At 73.1% G+C, this 14,915-nt stretch carries 12 protein-coding genes; 10 read left to right on the forward strand and 2 right to left on the reverse strand.

Going from position 1 to position 14,915, the window contains the following annotated elements; translation table 11 throughout:
- The first annotated feature begins 275 nt into the window (after positions 1-275).
- Positions 276-1,511: a DUF4032 domain-containing protein gene (locus tag C3492_RS34975; RefSeq protein ID WP_103816664.1), complete on the forward strand. Its 1,236-nt coding sequence runs from the start codon at positions 276-278 to the stop codon at positions 1,509-1,511.
- 1 nt (position 1,512) lies between these two features.
- On the opposite strand, the gene C3492_RS34980 is transcribed toward C3492_RS34975, so the two are convergent.
- Entirely contained in the window at positions 1,513-2,379 is an 867-nt protein-coding gene (locus tag C3492_RS34980; protein ID WP_103816665.1) for a universal stress protein, read from the reverse strand.
- Positions 2,380-2,639: 260 nt separating this feature from the next.
- On the opposite strand from C3492_RS34980, the gene C3492_RS34990 reads away from it, so the two are divergent.
- The 3 genes from C3492_RS34990 to C3492_RS35000 are packed head-to-tail and all read left to right on the forward strand — an operon-like array spanning position 2,640 to position 6,111.
- Positions 2,640-4,316 (forward strand): FAD-dependent oxidoreductase, encoded by a 1,677-nt coding sequence (locus C3492_RS34990; RefSeq protein ID WP_103816666.1) that lies wholly within the window; start codon positions 2,640-2,642, stop codon positions 4,314-4,316.
- Positions 4,313-5,764: an ATP-binding protein gene (locus C3492_RS34995; protein WP_103816667.1), complete on the forward strand. Its 1,452-nt coding sequence runs from the start codon at positions 4,313-4,315 to the stop codon at positions 5,762-5,764. The genes C3492_RS34990 and C3492_RS34995 overlap by 4 nt, the downstream gene beginning before the upstream one ends.
- Complete coding sequence (locus C3492_RS35000; RefSeq protein WP_103816668.1) at positions 5,761-6,111, forward strand: UBP-type zinc finger domain-containing protein; 351 nt, start codon at positions 5,761-5,763, stop codon at positions 6,109-6,111. Before C3492_RS34995 ends, C3492_RS35000 begins: the two co-directional genes overlap by 4 nt.
- A 115-nt stretch (positions 6,112-6,226) precedes the next feature.
- On the opposite strand, the gene C3492_RS35005 is transcribed toward C3492_RS35000, so the two are convergent.
- The gene (locus C3492_RS35005) at positions 6,227-7,990 is read right to left on the reverse strand and encodes a M4 family metallopeptidase (protein WP_308461171.1); all 1,764 of its coding nucleotides are present in this window, start codon (positions 7,988-7,990) and stop codon (positions 6,227-6,229) included.
- 334 nt (positions 7,991-8,324) lie between these two features.
- Between C3492_RS35005 and C3492_RS35010 the strand changes: the two genes are divergently transcribed.
- The 6 genes from C3492_RS35010 to C3492_RS35035 all read left to right on the forward strand — a co-directional run bounded on the left by C3492_RS35010 (position 8,325) and on the right by C3492_RS35035 (position 14,876).
- Positions 8,325-9,476, forward strand: coding sequence for a serine hydrolase (locus C3492_RS35010; RefSeq protein ID WP_103816670.1), 1,152 nt, complete (start codon positions 8,325-8,327; stop codon positions 9,474-9,476).
- 90 nt (positions 9,477-9,566) lie between these two features.
- A complete protein-coding gene (locus C3492_RS35015; RefSeq protein WP_103816671.1) occupies positions 9,567-10,880 on the forward strand; it encodes a CAP domain-containing protein in 1,314 nt (437 codons plus the stop codon).
- Positions 10,881-10,936: 56 nt separating this feature from the next.
- Positions 10,937-11,611 (forward strand): AIM24 family protein, encoded by a 675-nt coding sequence (locus C3492_RS35020; protein ID WP_103816672.1) that lies wholly within the window; start codon positions 10,937-10,939, stop codon positions 11,609-11,611.
- 152 nt (positions 11,612-11,763) lie between these two features.
- On the forward strand, positions 11,764-12,804 hold the full coding sequence (locus C3492_RS35025; RefSeq protein ID WP_103816673.1) for a tetratricopeptide repeat protein: 1,041 nt from the start codon (positions 11,764-11,766) through the stop codon (positions 12,802-12,804).
- The gene (locus tag C3492_RS35030) at positions 12,801-13,826 is read left to right on the forward strand and encodes a polyprenyl synthetase family protein (protein ID WP_103816674.1); all 1,026 of its coding nucleotides are present in this window, start codon (positions 12,801-12,803) and stop codon (positions 13,824-13,826) included. Before C3492_RS35025 ends, C3492_RS35030 begins: the two co-directional genes overlap by 4 nt.
- 90 nt (positions 13,827-13,916) lie before the next feature.
- On the forward strand, positions 13,917-14,876 hold the full coding sequence (locus tag C3492_RS35035) for a threonine/serine dehydratase (protein WP_103816675.1): 960 nt from the start codon (positions 13,917-13,919) through the stop codon (positions 14,874-14,876).
- The last annotated feature ends 39 nt before the right edge of the window (positions 14,877-14,915 follow it).

Consider the following 14,915-nt stretch of genomic DNA (forward strand, 5'->3'; position numbering starts at 1 on the left):
ACCGGTCCGCCGAAGCGCGCCGAATCTCCCGGAGGGACGGACCGCGCGGAGGGCCGGGGCCGCGCGGAGGGGCCGGGCCGCGCGGAGGGCCGGGCCGCGCGGAACGCCGGACCGCGCAGAGGCCGACCCCGCCCGAAGCCCGGCCGGCCTCCCACAGGGACCGGGCCGCCCGGAGAACGGGGGCGCCCGGAGAACGGGGGTCGCCCGAAGCCCGCTCAGCCTCCCGCAGGGACCTGTCTCCTCGAACAGGAGCGCGGGGCCTTAGGGTTCGTGCCATGGCCTTGCAGATCAGCGCCACGAACCCGGAGCACCCCGCGCTCCTGCTCGCGCTCCCCTGGGACACCCCGCTGGAGGAGTGGCCCGAGGAGTACCTCGTGCCGCTCCCCCGCGGCATCTCCCGGCACGTGGTGCGCTACGCCCACGCCGGGGACGAGGTGATCGCCGTCAAGGAGCTGGCCGAACGGCCCGCGCTGCGCGAGTACGAGCTGCTGCGCGACCTGGACCGGCTCGGCATCCCCGCCGTCGACCCACTCGCCGTGGTCACCGGTCGCACCGATCCCTCCGGCGCCCCGCTGGAGCCGGTGCTCGTCACCCGGCATCTGCGCGGCTCGATGCCGTACCGGTCGATGTTCGAGACGACGATGCGCCCGGCGACCATGCACCGGCTCATGGACGCCCTCGCGGTGCTGCTGGTCCGCCTCCACCTGGCGGGGTTCGCCTGGGGCGACTGCTCGCTGTCCAACACCCTGTTCCGGCGGGACGCGGGCGCCTACGCGGCCTATCTGGTCGACGCCGAGACCGGCGACCTGCACCCCCGGCTCAGCCCCGGACAGCGGGACTACGACCTGGACCTGGCCCGCGTGAACATCAGCGGCGAGCTGCTGGACCTGGAGGCGTCCGGCGCGCTGCACCCGTCCGTCGACCCGGTCGAGTTCGGCCACGAGATCTGCACCCGCTACCACGGTCTGTGGCAGGAGCTGACCCGCACCTCGGTGTACCCGGCGGGCAAGTACCACTACATCGAGCGCCGGATCCGCCGCCTGAACGACCTCGGCTTCGACGTCGCCGAGATGCAGATCGAGCACTCCTCCAACGGGGACACCGTCACCTTCGTGCCGAAGGTCGTCGACGCCGGCCACCACCAGCGGCAGCTGCTCCGGCTGACCGGTCTGGACGCCGAGGAGAACCAGGCCCGGCGGCTGCTGAACGACCTGGAGAGCTGGATGGCCACCCAGGACGACTACGCGCCCGGCGACCCCCTCGCCGCCCGCCCGGAGGTGCTCGCCCACCGCTGGGTGCGGGACGTGTTCCGGCCCACCGTGCGGGCGGTGCCGCCGGAGCTGCGCGGCTCCATGGACCCGGCCGAGATCTACCACGAGCTCCTCGAACACCGCTGGTACCTGTCCGAGCGCGCGCAGCACGACATAGGCCTCGACACCGCCGTCAAGGACTACATCGACAACGTCCTGCCCAAGGCCCGGGCCGGCCTGGAGACGGCCGACCCGGAGTAGGTCACTCGTGCGGGACCACGGCCACCGGGCACTCGGCGTGGTGCAGCACCCCGTGCGCGACCGAGCCGATCCGGGCGCCGACGGCCGTGCGGCGCGCCCGGCGTCCGACGACCATCAGCTGGGCCCGGCCGGTCATCGACAGCAGCACCTGGCCGGCGCTGCCCATCTCGACGTGCTCGGCCACGGGCACCTCGGGGAACCGCTCGCGCCACGGCCCGAGGGCATCGGCCAGTGCCTGCTTCTCGTACGGTTCGAGGCCGCCCGCGTCGTCCAGCAGCTTGAGCGAACCGGGGCTGTAGGCGAAGACCGGCGGCAGGGTCCAGGCCCGGACGGCCCGGACGGCGGCGCCACGGGCCGCCGCCGTCTCGAAGGCGAACCGCAGCGCCGCCGCGCTGTCCTCGGGGCCGCCGTGCTGGCCGACCACGACGTCCCGGCCGGCCACCTCCGCCGCGGGCTGGTCCCCGGCGCGCACCAGGACCACGGGCCGGGTCGCCTCGGCGATCACCTGCTGGCCGACCGAGCCCAGCAGGAACCCGACGACGGGTCCGTGGCCGCGCGAGCCGAGCACCATCATCTCGGCCCCGGCCGCCGCGTCGGCCAGCGCGTGCGCGGCCGCGCCCTCCACCACGTCGGTGGTCACCGTCAGCCCGGGGTGCCGCTCGGAGACGGTGCGCACGGCCGCCGTGACGCCCTCCGACACCCACCCGCGCTGGGTGTCCCGGTCGGCGGTGGCGAGCGCCTCGGCGTACCGCCAGGCATGGACCACCCGTAGCGGCAGCCCCCGGCGCACGGCCTCCCGGGCCGCCCAGTCCAGCGCGGCCAGGCTCTCCTGCGTACCGTCCACCCCTGCCGTGATCGGGCGTGTCATCCGTGGGCCTCCTCGTCGTCGCGTCCTCGGGTTCCGGATGCCCGCTGCCGGGCGCCGGTGCGCACCGTCATGATGATCTCTCCCCCGGGCCGGCGCACCGGTTCCCGGGCAGCGGGCGCGCTGGATGGTCGCTGTCGGGCAAGTACCGGTCTCCGTCGGACAAGCGGAACCGGGGACATCGAACATACGATGGCCTGAAACCGGGGCGGTGGTCCGCACGACACCGACCGAGGGGGATCCGACACTCGGGTGGGAGACGTATGGCACAGGCCGCCGACACCGCGCGGACCGTCATCCTGACCGTGGACGACGACCCGGGGGTCTCCCGTGCCGTCGCCCGCGATCTCAGACGGCGCTACGGCGAGTCGTACCGGATCGTGCGCGCGGAGTCCGGTGAGTCCGCGCTGGACGCGCTGCGCGAGCTGAAGCTGCGCGGCGACCTCGTGGCGGTGATCCTGGCCGACTACCGCATGCCGCAGATGAACGGCATCGAGTTCCTTGAGCAGGCGCTCGACGTGTACCCGGGGGCGCGCCGGGTGCTGCTGACCGCGTACGCGGACACCAACGCGGCGATCGACGCGATCAACGTGGTCGACCTGGACCACTATCTACTCAAGCCCTGGGACCCGCCGGAGGAGAAGCTCTACCCGGTCCTGGACGATCTGCTGGACGCGTGGCGCAACAGCGCCTACAAGCCGGTGCCCAGCACCAAGGTCGTCGGGCACCGCTGGTCGGCGCGCTCCTCGGACGTGCGGGAGTTCCTGGCCCGCAACCAGGTGCCGTACCGCTGGTACTCGGTGGAGGAGCCGGAGGGGCAGCGGCTGCTGGCGGCGGCCGGGCAGGACGGGCAGCGGCTGCCGCTGGTGATCACCCCGGACTGCACGGTCCTGGTGGAACCCGAGGCGCCCGAGCTGGCCGCGCACGTGGGCCTGGCGACGACGCCCACGGCCGACTTCTACGACCTCGTCGTGATCGGCGGCGGCCCGGCCGGGCTCGGCGCGGCCGTGTACGGGGCCTCCGAGGGACTGCGGACCGTGCTGGTCGAGCGCTCGGCGACCGGCGGGCAGGCCGGGCAGAGCTCCCGGATCGAGAACTACCTCGGCTTCCCCGACGGGGTCTCCGGCGCCCAGCTCACCGACCGGGCACGGCGGCAGGCCGCCAAGTTCGGCGCGGAGATCCTGACCGCCCGTGAGGTGACGGGCCTGGAGGTCAACGGCGCCGCACGGGTCGTACGGTTCGCGGACGGCTCGGCGATCGCGGCGCACAGCGTGATCCTCGCGACGGGGGTGCAGTACCGCCAGCTTGAGGCGGCGGGCTGCACCGACCTGACCGGCTGCGGGGTGTTCTACGGCTCGGCGCTGACCGAGGCCGCCTCCTGCCAGGGCCAGGACGTGTACATCGTCGGCGGCGCCAACTCGGCGGGCCAGGCGGCCATGTACCTCTCCCGGGGCGCGAAGTCGGTGACGTTGCTGGTGCGCGGCCCGGACCTGTCGGCGTCCATGTCGCACTACCTGATCCAGCAGATCGGCGAGGCCCCGAACATATCGGTGCGCTGCCACACGGTCGTCGAGGAGGCGCACGGCGCCGAGCACCTGGAGCAGCTCACGCTGCGGAACACGGTGACCGGGGAGCGGGAACGGGTCGACGCGCAGTGGATGTTCGTGTTCATCGGCGCCGCCCCGCTGACCGACTGGCTGGGCGACACGGTGCTGCGCGACGGGCGCGGGTTCATCCTGGCCGGGCCCGACCTGACCGCCGACGGGCGGCCGCCGGCCGGCTGGGAGCTGGACCGGCCGCCGTACCACCTGGAGACCAGCATCCCCGGGGTGTTCGTGGCGGGTGACGCGCGGTCCGAGTCCGCCAAGCGTGTCGCGTCCGCCGTCGGAGAGGGAGCCATGGCCGTGATGCTCGTCCACCGGTACCTGGAGCAGTCGTGAGCGGGCAGGTCGTGGCGTGCAGCCCGCAGGAGGTCGGCTCGCTGTTCCTCTTCGAGAAGCTCAGCGACGAGCAGCTGGGCCGGCTGTGCGCCCAGGGACGGGTGGAGCTGTTCCAGCCCGGCCCGGTCTACGCCGAGGGCGAGCCGGCCACCTGCTTCTTCGTGATGATCGAGGGCACGGTCGTGCTGTCCCGCCGGGTCGGCGGCGACGACGTGGAGGTCATCCGGACCTCGCAGCCCGGGGTGTACGCGGGCGCGATGCAGGCGTACCTCGGCGACCGGGTGCGGCAGGTCTACAACAACTCCATGCGGGTCACCGAGCCGACGCGGTTCTTCGTGCTGCCGGCGGAGCTCTTCTCCGAGGTCGTGCACGAGTGGTTCCCGATGGCCGTGCACCTGCTGGAGGGCCTGTTCTTCGGGACGAAGAACACCCAGGCGATGATCGGGCAGCGGGAGCGGCTGCTGGCGCTGGGCTCGCTGTCGGCGGGGCTCACGCACGAGCTGAACAACCCCGCCGCGGCGGCGGTCCGGGCCACCGCGACCCTGCGGGAGCGGGTCGCGAAGATGCGGCGCAAGCTCGGCCTGATCGCCGAGGGCCCGTTCTCCCGCGAGGTGCTGGCGCGTCTGGTGGAGATCCAGGAGCGCACCGCGGAGCGGGTGGCGAAGGCCCCGGTGCTCAGCCCGCTCGAAGCCAGCGACCGGGAGGACACGCTCACCGACTGGCTGGAGGACCACGGCGTCGAACAGGGCTGGCAGCTCGCGCCCACGTTCGTGCAGGCCGGGGTCGACGTGGACTGGCTGGAGCAGGTCGCGGCGGCGGTGGACGAGGAGATCCTGCCGAACGCGGTCGGCTGGCTCAACTACACCATCGAGACCGAGCTGTTGATGAACGAGATCGAGGACTCCACCACCCGTATCTCGCACCTCGTCGACGCGGCCAAGCAGTACTCGCAGCTCGACCGGGCGCCGTACCGGGTGGTGGACGTGCACGAACTCCTCGACAGCACGCTGCTGATGCTCTCCGGGAAGATCGGGCGGGGCATCGGGGTCGTCAAGGAGTACGACCGCACGCTCCCGCCGGTGCCCGCCTACCCGGCCGAGCTGAACCAGGTGTGGACGAACCTGGTGGACAACGCCGTCTCGGCCATGAACAGCGCGGGCGGCCAGGGCACGCTGACCGTGCGGACGGCGCTCCACAACGAGCGGCTGCTGGTCGAGTTCCGGGACACCGGCCCCGGTGTGCCGCCGGAGATCAAGGACCGGATCTTCGACCCGTTCTTCACCACCAAACCGGTCGGCGAGGGCACCGGGCTCGGCCTGGACATCTCCTGGCGGATCGTCGTCAACAAGCACCACGGCGCCCTGCGGGTGGAGTCGGTGCCCGGCGACACCCGCTTCCAGGTGCTGCTCCCCCTGACCGCCGAGACGCCCGACGAGGAGACGGTATGAACGACATCGACGGAATCGACCCCAGCGTCCCGCCGAGCGGCACGGGCTGTGTGGAGTGCGAGGAGGCGGGCGGCTGGTGGTTCCACCTCCGCCGGTGCGCACAGTGCGGGCACGTCGGCTGCTGCGACGACTCCCCCTCGAAGCACGCCACCGCCCACTACCGCGAGACGGGACACCCGATCATCCAGAGCTTCGAGCCGGGCGAGGACTGGTTCTGGGACTTCACCACCGACCAGCTGTACGGCTCCGGGCCCGAGCTCACTCCCCCGGACTGCCATCCCGTCGACCAGCCGGTGCCGGGCCCGGCGGGCCGGGTGCCTGCGGACTGGGCGCGGACGCTGCGTTGAGCAACGCGACGGCCGGGCCGGGGCTCTCCCCCGGCCCGGCCGTCGCGGTCCCCGGACGCGCGGATGCCCCGCACGGGGCGGGGCATCCGGTGGTGCCGGTGTGGTCCGGTGTCCGTCAGTGACGGGCGCTCGGCGTGTTGGCGGCGGTGACGTTGACCGCGGCCCACGACTTGTCCACGGTCTTGTACTCGGTGCTGCTCGCGCCGTACAGGTCCTTGGCCGCCTTCAGCGTCGCGGTGCGCGCCTGGTGGAAGTCGGTCGTGGAGACCATGTAGCGGGTCAGCGCACGGTAGTAGATGGCCGTCGCCTTGGTGCGGCCGATGCCCTTGACCGCGATGTTGTGGTACGTCGGCGAGTTGTAGTTGACGCCGTTGATCGTCTTCTTGCCGCTGCCCTCGGCGAGGAGGTAGTAGGCGTGCGAGGAGACACCCGAACCGGCGTGCACCTCGGTGTAGTAGGTGTCCGGTGACCAGTAGTCGATCGTGCCTTCGAGCTTGTCGAGGGACGGGTGGTCCAGGCGGCGCAGGAACTTCTGCGCGAGGCCCAGCTTCTCACCGACCAGGTAGTCCGGCGTGTCCTTCGTGTTCTTGGCGTAGAACTCGACGTTCGAGCCGAAGATGTCCGCGAGCGACTCGTTCAGCGAGCCCGGCTCGCCGTACTGGTTGCCGTCGGAGTCGACGAAGGTCGGCTGCAGGTTGGCGGTCGCCTCCACCACGCCGTGGGTCAGCTCGTGACCCGTGACGTCGAGCACGACGAGCGGCTTCTTGAACATCTGGCCGTCGCCGTCGCCGTACAGCATGCAGTTGCAGGCCGGGTCCCAGAAGGCGTTGGCGACCTTCTTGCCCCAGTGGACCATCGCCTGCGCGGGCTTGCTGTTGTTGGCGATGCCCTTGCGCTTGAACGTGGACTTGTAGAAGTCCAGCGTCTTGGTGATGCCGTACTGGGCGTCCGCGGCGGCGCTGACCCGGCTGCTGGTCGTGCCGTTGCCCCACACGTTGGTGGTGTTGGTGAACTTCGTGCCGGCGCTGAACTTCTCCGTGTACGAGCCCTTGGCGTCCCGCGTCTCGGTGCCGTACCGGTTCGGGTCCTTGAGCTGGTAGTGACCGCGCGAGGTCTGCGTGGTGGTCAGGGAGACGGTGCCCACGAAGAGGGTCTTGCCGGTGCCCTTGGCGGCCGACGGGTAGGCCGCGGCGCCGGCGCCGCGGGAGCCGACCAGGCCGGAGACGGCGGCGGCGGAGCCGCTGCCGCTGGCCGGGTCGAGGGTCTCGCCGCGCTCGCGCAGGGCGTCGAGCAGCTTCGGCGACAGGAACTCGTCCCTGGTCGGCGTGTTGCTGCGCACCTTGCCGGTGACGGCGTCCACGACGACCGTGCGGGCGCTGTCCTTGTCGGTGACGGTGACCTGGTAGGCGAGCGCGGAGGCACCGCCGCGGGCGTCGACGACGAGCTGCGCACTGCCGGCGTCGCCCTTCGCGGCCTGGGCGGCCTTGGCGGCGGCCTGACCCGCGGTCAGCTTGGCCTTGGCGACGGTCGGCTTGACGGCGTGGTCGGCGGCACGTGTCACGCCCGTGTAGCCGAGCCTGCGGTCGAGGTGGACGATGAGGTCGCCACCGAGCACCGGCAGGTCGTCGTGGGTGCGGACGAAACGGACGTGCCGCGCACCCTCGGGGTCGATCATGACGTCCTGCGCGTGCAGTTCGTCGCCCTGGGAGACACCGGTCGCCGAGGCGTGCGCGAAGGCCGCGGTGCGCGCCGCCTCCACCACCACCGTGGCGTTCGGGGCGGCGGAGGCGGCGGACCGCTCCACCCCAGTGGAAGGAGCCGCGAAGGCCGTACCGGCCAGGCCCGTGGCAGCGGTCGTCACCGCGACGGCGACGGCCACGGTGCGTATGTGCGGTCTACGCAATCTGATCAGGGTTCCTCCGTTCGAAGGCGGCGGGACAGCCCAACCGCCTTGAGGCATGGCGCGGTTGGGCGCCACGGGGGCCGGTCAGGCCCCGAGGGGCCACCCTTGCTGATCAGTCATGGGCACGTAAAGCCGGAATGATCCATTTCGCGAACTTCTATGGCAATCCTTTACGAATGGCCGCCGCAGAGTGATCACCAGATGACCAACTGTGTGTCGGCTGTGGAGACGTGGCCCCGATCCCCTAGGTTCCCAGGGCGGAATGTGACCGATATCGCATCAGGAACCGACCGATGGGAGTGGGCAGGGGATGGTCTCAGCAACGGTGGGGCGGGGAGCGGTCCTCGGAGCGGTCGCGCTGTCGCTGCTCGCGGTTCCGGCGCGGGCCGCGACCGGGGGCCCGGGCACGCCGGTGCCGGCGGCGCTGCCGGCACCTGACACCGCGGGACTGGCCGCGGTGCTGCGGTCGGCGGTGACGCAGGGCGCGCCGGGCGCGCTGGCCCGGATCGACGACCGGGGCAGGACGTACCGGGTCACCCAGGGCGTCGCCGACCGCGCCACCCGACGGGCCATCAGCACCGACGACCGCTTCCGGATCGGCAGCGTCACCAAGACCTTCTCGGCCGTCGTGCTGCTCCAGCTCGTGGACGAACACCGGCTCTCGCTCGACGCGCCGGTCAACCGCTACCTGCCGAACCTGCTGCCGGACGACCGGATCACGGTCCGTCATGTGCTCGGCCACCGCAGTGGGCTGTACGACTACACCGAGGACATGTTCGCGGACAGTGTCTCCGGCTTCGAGGCGGTCCGGAAGAAGGTCTTCACCTACCGGCAGCTGGTCGCCCTCTCCCTGAAGAAGCCCCGCACCAACGCGCCGGGCGCCGCGTACGCGTACTCCAACACCAACTTCGTCGTCGCCGGGCTGCTCATCGAGAAGCTCACCGGGCAGTCCGTGCGGACGGCGTACGAGAACCGCGTCATCGAGCCGCTGAAACTGAGGGACACGTTCTACGTCCATCCGGACACCGCGATCCCGGGCCGGTACGCCCGCGGGTACCTGACGCCGGACACGGCGGGCGCCCCGCTGGTCGACGCGACCGCGCAGACCGTGTCCTGGGCGCAGAGCGCGGGGGCGATCATCTCCAGCGCGCGGGACCTCGACGTCTTCTACAGCGCGCTGCTCAAGGGGAAGCTGATGTCCGCCGCGCGGCTCGCCGAGATGGAGCGGTTCACCCAGGTGACCAGCACGACGGCGTACGGGCTCGGGCTGCGGCGGCGGGACCTGTCCTGCGGGGTGTCGGTGTACGGGCACACGGGGGCGGTGCAGGGGTACTACACGTACGCGTTCGGCACCAAGGACGGGACGCGGAGTCTCACGGCCGTGGCCAACACGTCGAACAACGCGAAGGTGTTGGACACGTTGGCCGGTGCGCTGGAGTCCGCTTTCTGCGGGAAGCGGTAGGGGCGGGCGGCGCCGTCGCCGAGTGCGCGTGCCGCGCCCCTGCCCCGGCGAGCGGGAACCCGCCGGCGCCCGGCCCGCGTCGTACCGGACATGGGGGAACTCGTTCCCGGGGGCACCGTGCCCTTGCCGGGAGGTCCGGTACGGCTTCGGGTGGCCGGTGCCTTCGACGTGTCCGCTCTTGTCACCGGGGCCGACGGGAAGGTCGCCGGCGACGGTGACTTCGTGTTCTACAACCAGCCCCACGCGCCCGGTGTCCGGCTGCGCGGGGACACGCTGGCCGTCGATCCGGCGCGGTTGCGCAGGGGGGCGTGCCGGGTCACGGTCGTGGTCAGCGCGGCCGAGCCCGGCACCCCGCTCGGGCGGCTGCCCGCGCCCCGGCTCGCCGTCACCGACCGCTCCGGGCGTGCGGTGGCCGGGTTCGCGCCGCCCCGGCCCGGGCCGGAGACCGTACTGCTGCTCGCCGAGCTCTATCACCGTCCGGGCTCCGGCTGGAAGCTGCGGGCGATCGGGCAGGGGTACACCGACGGGCCGGCGGGGCTCGCCCGGGACTTCGGGGTGGACGTCGCAGACGACGGCGGACAGTCGGCGACGGCGGCGGCCGCACCACGGCGTCCGCCCGGCCCCGGGGCCTCCCCCGTGTCCGACGAGTTCATCCGCCTGGTCAACTCCGCCCGGGCTCGCGCCGGTCGTCCACCCGTCGTACCGGATCCGCGCCTGCTCTCCGCCGCGCGGGCGCACGCCCGGGCCATGGCGGACGGAGGGCGGCTCGGCGCGGAGGGGCGGGACGGGGTGTCGGTGTACCAGCGGATCTCGGCCGCCGGGTACGGGTACGTGACCGTCGGCGAGCACCTCGTCTCGGGGCCGCGCACCCCGGCCGAGTTCGTGGACCACTGCCTGGGTTCGACGCGGGCCCGGCGCACCCTGCTCGACCCGGCGTTCCGGCATGCCGGGCTCGCCCACGCGGACGCGGGCGACCGGTACTGGACCGCGCTGTGGGCGGCACCGCTGACACCGGACGGGCTGGCGCGCCGGGTGGGCGAGGTCGTCGCCCGCACCAACGCCGAGCGTGCGCGGACCGGGCTGCCCCCGCTGGCCGTCGACCCGCTGCTCACCACCGCGGCGCAGGCGCACTGCGCCGACATGGTGGCCCGGGACTTCTACGCGCACACCTCCCCCGGCGGCGCCCAGCCCTGGGACCGGGCCGCGGCCGCGGGGTCCCGGCGGCGTCTGATCGGCGAGAACATCGCCTGCGGGCAGCGTTCCCCCGCCGAGGTCGTGGACGGCTGGATGAACAGTCCTGGCCATCGCGCCAACATCCTCAAGCCGGAGTTCACCCACATCGGTGCCGGCTTCTCCGGCGGCGGCCGGGCGGGCACGTACTGGACGCAGCTGTTCGGTGGCTGAACCGGTACGTTCCGTGATCTTGGCGGAATGACATCGTCCGGGACACCATGCCCCGCATGAAGGGTGATCTCTTTTCCAGTCAGCACGTGGTGCAGCCGGCCGTGGAGCCGGGAATGTCCGTCGAGAACGCCAAGTGCATCAAGTACGCGGTGAGCGGCGAGATGTACGCCCGGCAGGGCGCGATGGTGGCCTACCGCGGCAGCCTCAAGTTCGAACGCAAGGGGCAGGGTGTCGGCGGCATGCTCAAGCGTGCGGTCACCGGTGAGGGTCTGCCCCTCATGACGGTGAGCGGGCAGGGCGAGGCCTGGTTCGCGCACGAGGCGCAGAACTGCTTCATCGTCGAGGTCGAGGCCGGTGACCAGTTCACCGTCAACGGCCGCAACGTCCTGTGTTTCGACGCCTCGCTCTCGTACGAGATCAAGACGGTGAAGGGCTCCGGCATCGCCGGCGGCGGCCTGTTCAACAGCGTCTTCAGCGGGCAGGGCCGGCTCGGCCTGGTCTGCGACGGCAACCCGCTGGTCATCCCGGTGTCGGCGCAGGCGCCGGTGTACGTCGACACGGACGCCGTGGTCGGCTGGACCGCGCACCTGGAGACCTCGCTGCACCGCTCGCAGTCCATCGGCTCGATGCTGCGCGGCGGTTCGGGCGAGGCCGTGCAGCTGATGCTCCGGGGCGAGGGCTTCGTCGTGGTGCGGCCGAGCGAGGTGACGCCCCAGAAGGACCAGCACTGAACCTTCACGGGTGATCCTGTAGGGCGGGCAACCCCCGCCGCCGTACCCACGTCTTGACCATCGGCAGACCGAGCCCCGGCCCCCTCGGGCCGGGGCGATTTTCCGAGACGCTATACACGCCATGTATACACTCCGTGTATAGAGAGGGACGCATGTACGGCAAGGCTTTCGCCCCGGAGTACCAGGGCACCCTGACCACCCTGTCCGTGAACTCCTCGCTGGTCGACGTGCTGGCCGCCGGCACCGAGCGACTGCGCGAGGCCCAGCACGCCGGACGCCCCGGCGAGGCGGCGCGCTGCGGGCTCGCCGTCGCCGAGGCACACCGGCGGCTCGGGCAGGTGCGGGACGCCGACCGGGCCTGGAAGGCGAGCTACCGCGCCGCCCGGGAGGCCGGTGACACCGCCGCGATGGCCTGGGCGCTGTGGAGCGGGGGCACGCTCGCCCGGCAGCGCGGGGCCTTCCCGCTGGCCTGGCGGCTGCTGGGGCTCGCGGCCGAACTCGGCGAGCGCGGCGGGGACGTCGTCGTACGCGGTTACTCGCTGGCCGGCCTCGCCGAGACCGGCCGCATCCAGGGCGACTACGCGGCGGCCGGCCGGCTGCACGAGCAACTGCTGGCGGAGGCTCGCCGGCGGGGCGAGGCCCGGCACACGGTGTGGGCCCTGGAGGGCATCGCCCAGATGCACCGCAACACCGGCGACCACGACAGGGCGTACGCCCTGTTCGAGGAGGCGGCGGAGATAGCCGGCCGGGCCGGCGACCGGCGTGGGCACGCCTGGGCGCTGCGCGGGCTCGCGGACGTGCTCTCGGTGCGCGACGGCGCCACCGAGCGGGCGCTGGAGCTGCTGGCCGAGGCGGAGGCGACCTGCCGGGAGATGAACCTCTCCAGCGCGCTCGCCTACAACCACAAGATGCAGGGCAACGTCCTGTACCGCGCGGGCCGGAACGCCGAGGCCCGCGAGCGCTACGAGCTGGCGCTGACCGAGTTCCGGGCGATGAGCGAGCCGCGCGGCGAGGCGCTGTCCCGGCTGGGCCTGGCCAAGTCCCTCGCCCGGCTCGGGCGCGACCGTGCCGAGACCGCCGCCGAACTCGCCGACCTCGCCCGGACCCTGGAGCGCAGCGGGCTGCGGCACGCCCAGGAGATGGTGGCCCGGGCCCAGCGGGAGTTCGGGCTCGACGCGGAGGAGGCGCGATGACGGCGCCCGTCTCGCCGGTGCGGCAGTCCGCCGGGCACGTCCTCGCCCGCTGCCGGGACCTGGTCGGGCCGGAGCTGCGGGACGCGGTGGGCCGGCTGCACCCGTGGGTCGCCGAGATGGCCGCGTACTCCTTCGGCTGGTGCGAGGTCGGCGGGGCGCCCGTCACCGCGCCGGGCGGCAAGGGCGTACGGCAGGCACTGGCGGTGCTCGGGGCCGAGGCGGCGGGCGCCGACGGCCGGGCCGGGGTCCCGGCGGCGGTCGCGGTCGAGCTGGTGCACGCCTTCTCGCTGCTGCACGACGACATCATGGACGGCGACGCGACCCGGCGGCGCCGCCCCGCCGTCTGGCAGGCCTACGGCACGGGTCCGGCCGTGCTGGCCGGGGACGCCCTGTTCGCGTTGGCGGTCGACATCCTCGCCGCCACGCCGGAGGGCGCCGGCGCGGTACGGCTGCTGTCGGCGGCCCTCGCCGATCTGGTGCGCGGGCAGGCCGACGACCTGCTGTTCGCCACCCGGCCCTGGACCGGCCCGGACCGGGTGACACCCGAGGAGTACCGGGCGATGGCGGAGGGCAAGACCGGCGCGCTGCTGGGCTGTGCCGTCGCGCTGGGCGCCACGCTCGGCGGGGCGCCCCGGGACACGGCCGACGCGTTCGACCGGGCCGGCCGCCACCTCGGCGTCGCCTTCCAGCTCGTGGACGACGTGCTCGGCATCTGGGGCGATCCGGCCGTCACCGGCAAGCCCGTGGGCGGCGATCTGCGGGAGCGGAAGAAGACGTTCCCGGTGCTGGCCGCGCTCGGCTCCCCGGCGGCCCGGCGGCTGCCCGCGCTGCTCGGCCCGGACGGGCACGCCGAGGAGGCCGCTGCGCTGGTCGAGGCGGTGGGGGGCCGTACGGCGGCCCTGGCCGAGGCCCGGGCCCACACGGCCGCGGCGCGGGAGCTGCTCACCACCGCGCCCCTGGCCGCCGGGGCCGCCGAGGAGCTGACCGAGCTGCTGGAGTCCCTGGTGGGCCGCGCGCTGTAGCCATGATCCGGAACGGCGTTGACCTCAGGACTCCCGGCGGGTCAAGGTGCGAGCGGCGCGGTCCGACCCGCGCCGGAAGGGTGGAGCACCGTGATCGAGATCTCGGACATCGAAACCGCCGCCCGGCGGATCGCCGGGCACGTCGTCCGCACGCCGACGGTACCGAGCCCCGGCCTCGGCGCGCTGCTCGGCGTCCCCGTCACCGCCAAGCTCGAACTGCTCCAGCGCACCGGCTCGTTCAAGGCCCGCGGGGCCACGGCGAAGCTGCTGTCGCTGAGCGAGGCCGAGCGGGCGGCGGGCGTCGTCGCGGTGAGCGGCGGCAACCACGGGATCGCGCTCGCCGTGATGGCCGCGGCCCTCGATGTGAAGGCGACCGTGGTCATGCCGCGCACCGCGCCCGCGCGGTCCCTCGCGCTCGCCGAGGAGGCCGGGGCGGTGGTGCGGCTGACCGACGGCATGGACAGCGCCTTCGAGCTGGTGACGCGGCTGCGGGACGAGGGCCTGACCCTGGTCCACCCGTTCGACGACCCGGTCGTGATCGCCGGACAGGGCACCGTGGGTCTTGAGCTGGCCGAGGACGCCGGGGAGCTGACGGACGTCGTCGTCAGCGTGGGCGGCGGCGGTCTGATCGCCGGGGTCGCGGCGGCCCTGCGCGCCCGCCGGCCCGGGGTGCGGGTGTGGGGCGTGGAGACCGGGGGCGCGGAGGCGATGTCCGGCGCGCTGCAGGCCGGCGGTCCGGTGCCCGTCCCGCTGTCCTCACTGGTCACCACCTTGAGCGCGCCCTCGGTGTCGCAATTGACGTACGACCATGTGTCCGCGCTGGTCGAGGAGGTGCTGGTGGTCCCGGACCGGGACGCGGTGCGGGGCTGTCTGGAGCTCGCCGAGCACGCCAAGGTGTGGGCCGAGCCGGCCGCGGGCTGTCTGCTGCCGGCGGCCCGGCAGGTGGTGGAGCGGGTCGGCGACGGGGCCCGGATCGGGCTCGTGGTGTGCGGGGGCAACACGACACCCCGGGAACTCACCGACTGGGCGGGCCGCTTCGGGCTGCTCTGACAGCGCTGCTGCGCGAACTCCGCCGTCACGACCGCGCTG

Origin of the sequence: Streptomyces sp. Ru62 (genome assembly GCF_002920615.1) — a bacterium.
In the GTDB taxonomy this organism is placed as follows: Bacteria; Actinomycetota; Actinomycetes; order Streptomycetales; family Streptomycetaceae; genus Streptomyces.

What these genes read in the sequence shown, in the direction of transcription:
- C3492_RS35020 (WP_103816672.1), top strand. Translation starts at nt 10,937, where the DNA reads ATGAAGGGTGATCTCTTTTCCAGTCAGCACGTGGTGCAGCCGGCCGTG.
- C3492_RS34980 (WP_103816665.1), bottom strand. Translation starts at nt 2,379, where the DNA reads ATGACACGCCCGATCACGGCAGGGGTGGACGGTACGCAGGAGAGCCTG.
- C3492_RS35025 (WP_103816673.1), top strand. Translation starts at nt 11,764, where the DNA reads ATGTACGGCAAGGCTTTCGCCCCGGAGTACCAGGGCACCCTGACCACC.
- C3492_RS35010 (WP_103816670.1), top strand. Translation starts at nt 8,325, where the DNA reads ATGGTCTCAGCAACGGTGGGGCGGGGAGCGGTCCTCGGAGCGGTCGCG.
- C3492_RS35030 (WP_103816674.1), top strand. Translation starts at nt 12,801, where the DNA reads ATGACGGCGCCCGTCTCGCCGGTGCGGCAGTCCGCCGGGCACGTCCTC.
- C3492_RS35000 (WP_103816668.1), top strand. Translation starts at nt 5,761, where the DNA reads ATGAACGACATCGACGGAATCGACCCCAGCGTCCCGCCGAGCGGCACG.
- C3492_RS34990 (WP_103816666.1), top strand. Translation starts at nt 2,640, where the DNA reads ATGGCACAGGCCGCCGACACCGCGCGGACCGTCATCCTGACCGTGGAC.
- C3492_RS35015 (WP_103816671.1), top strand. Translation starts at nt 9,567, where the DNA reads ATGGGGGAACTCGTTCCCGGGGGCACCGTGCCCTTGCCGGGAGGTCCG.
- C3492_RS34975 (WP_103816664.1), top strand. Translation starts at nt 276, where the DNA reads ATGGCCTTGCAGATCAGCGCCACGAACCCGGAGCACCCCGCGCTCCTG.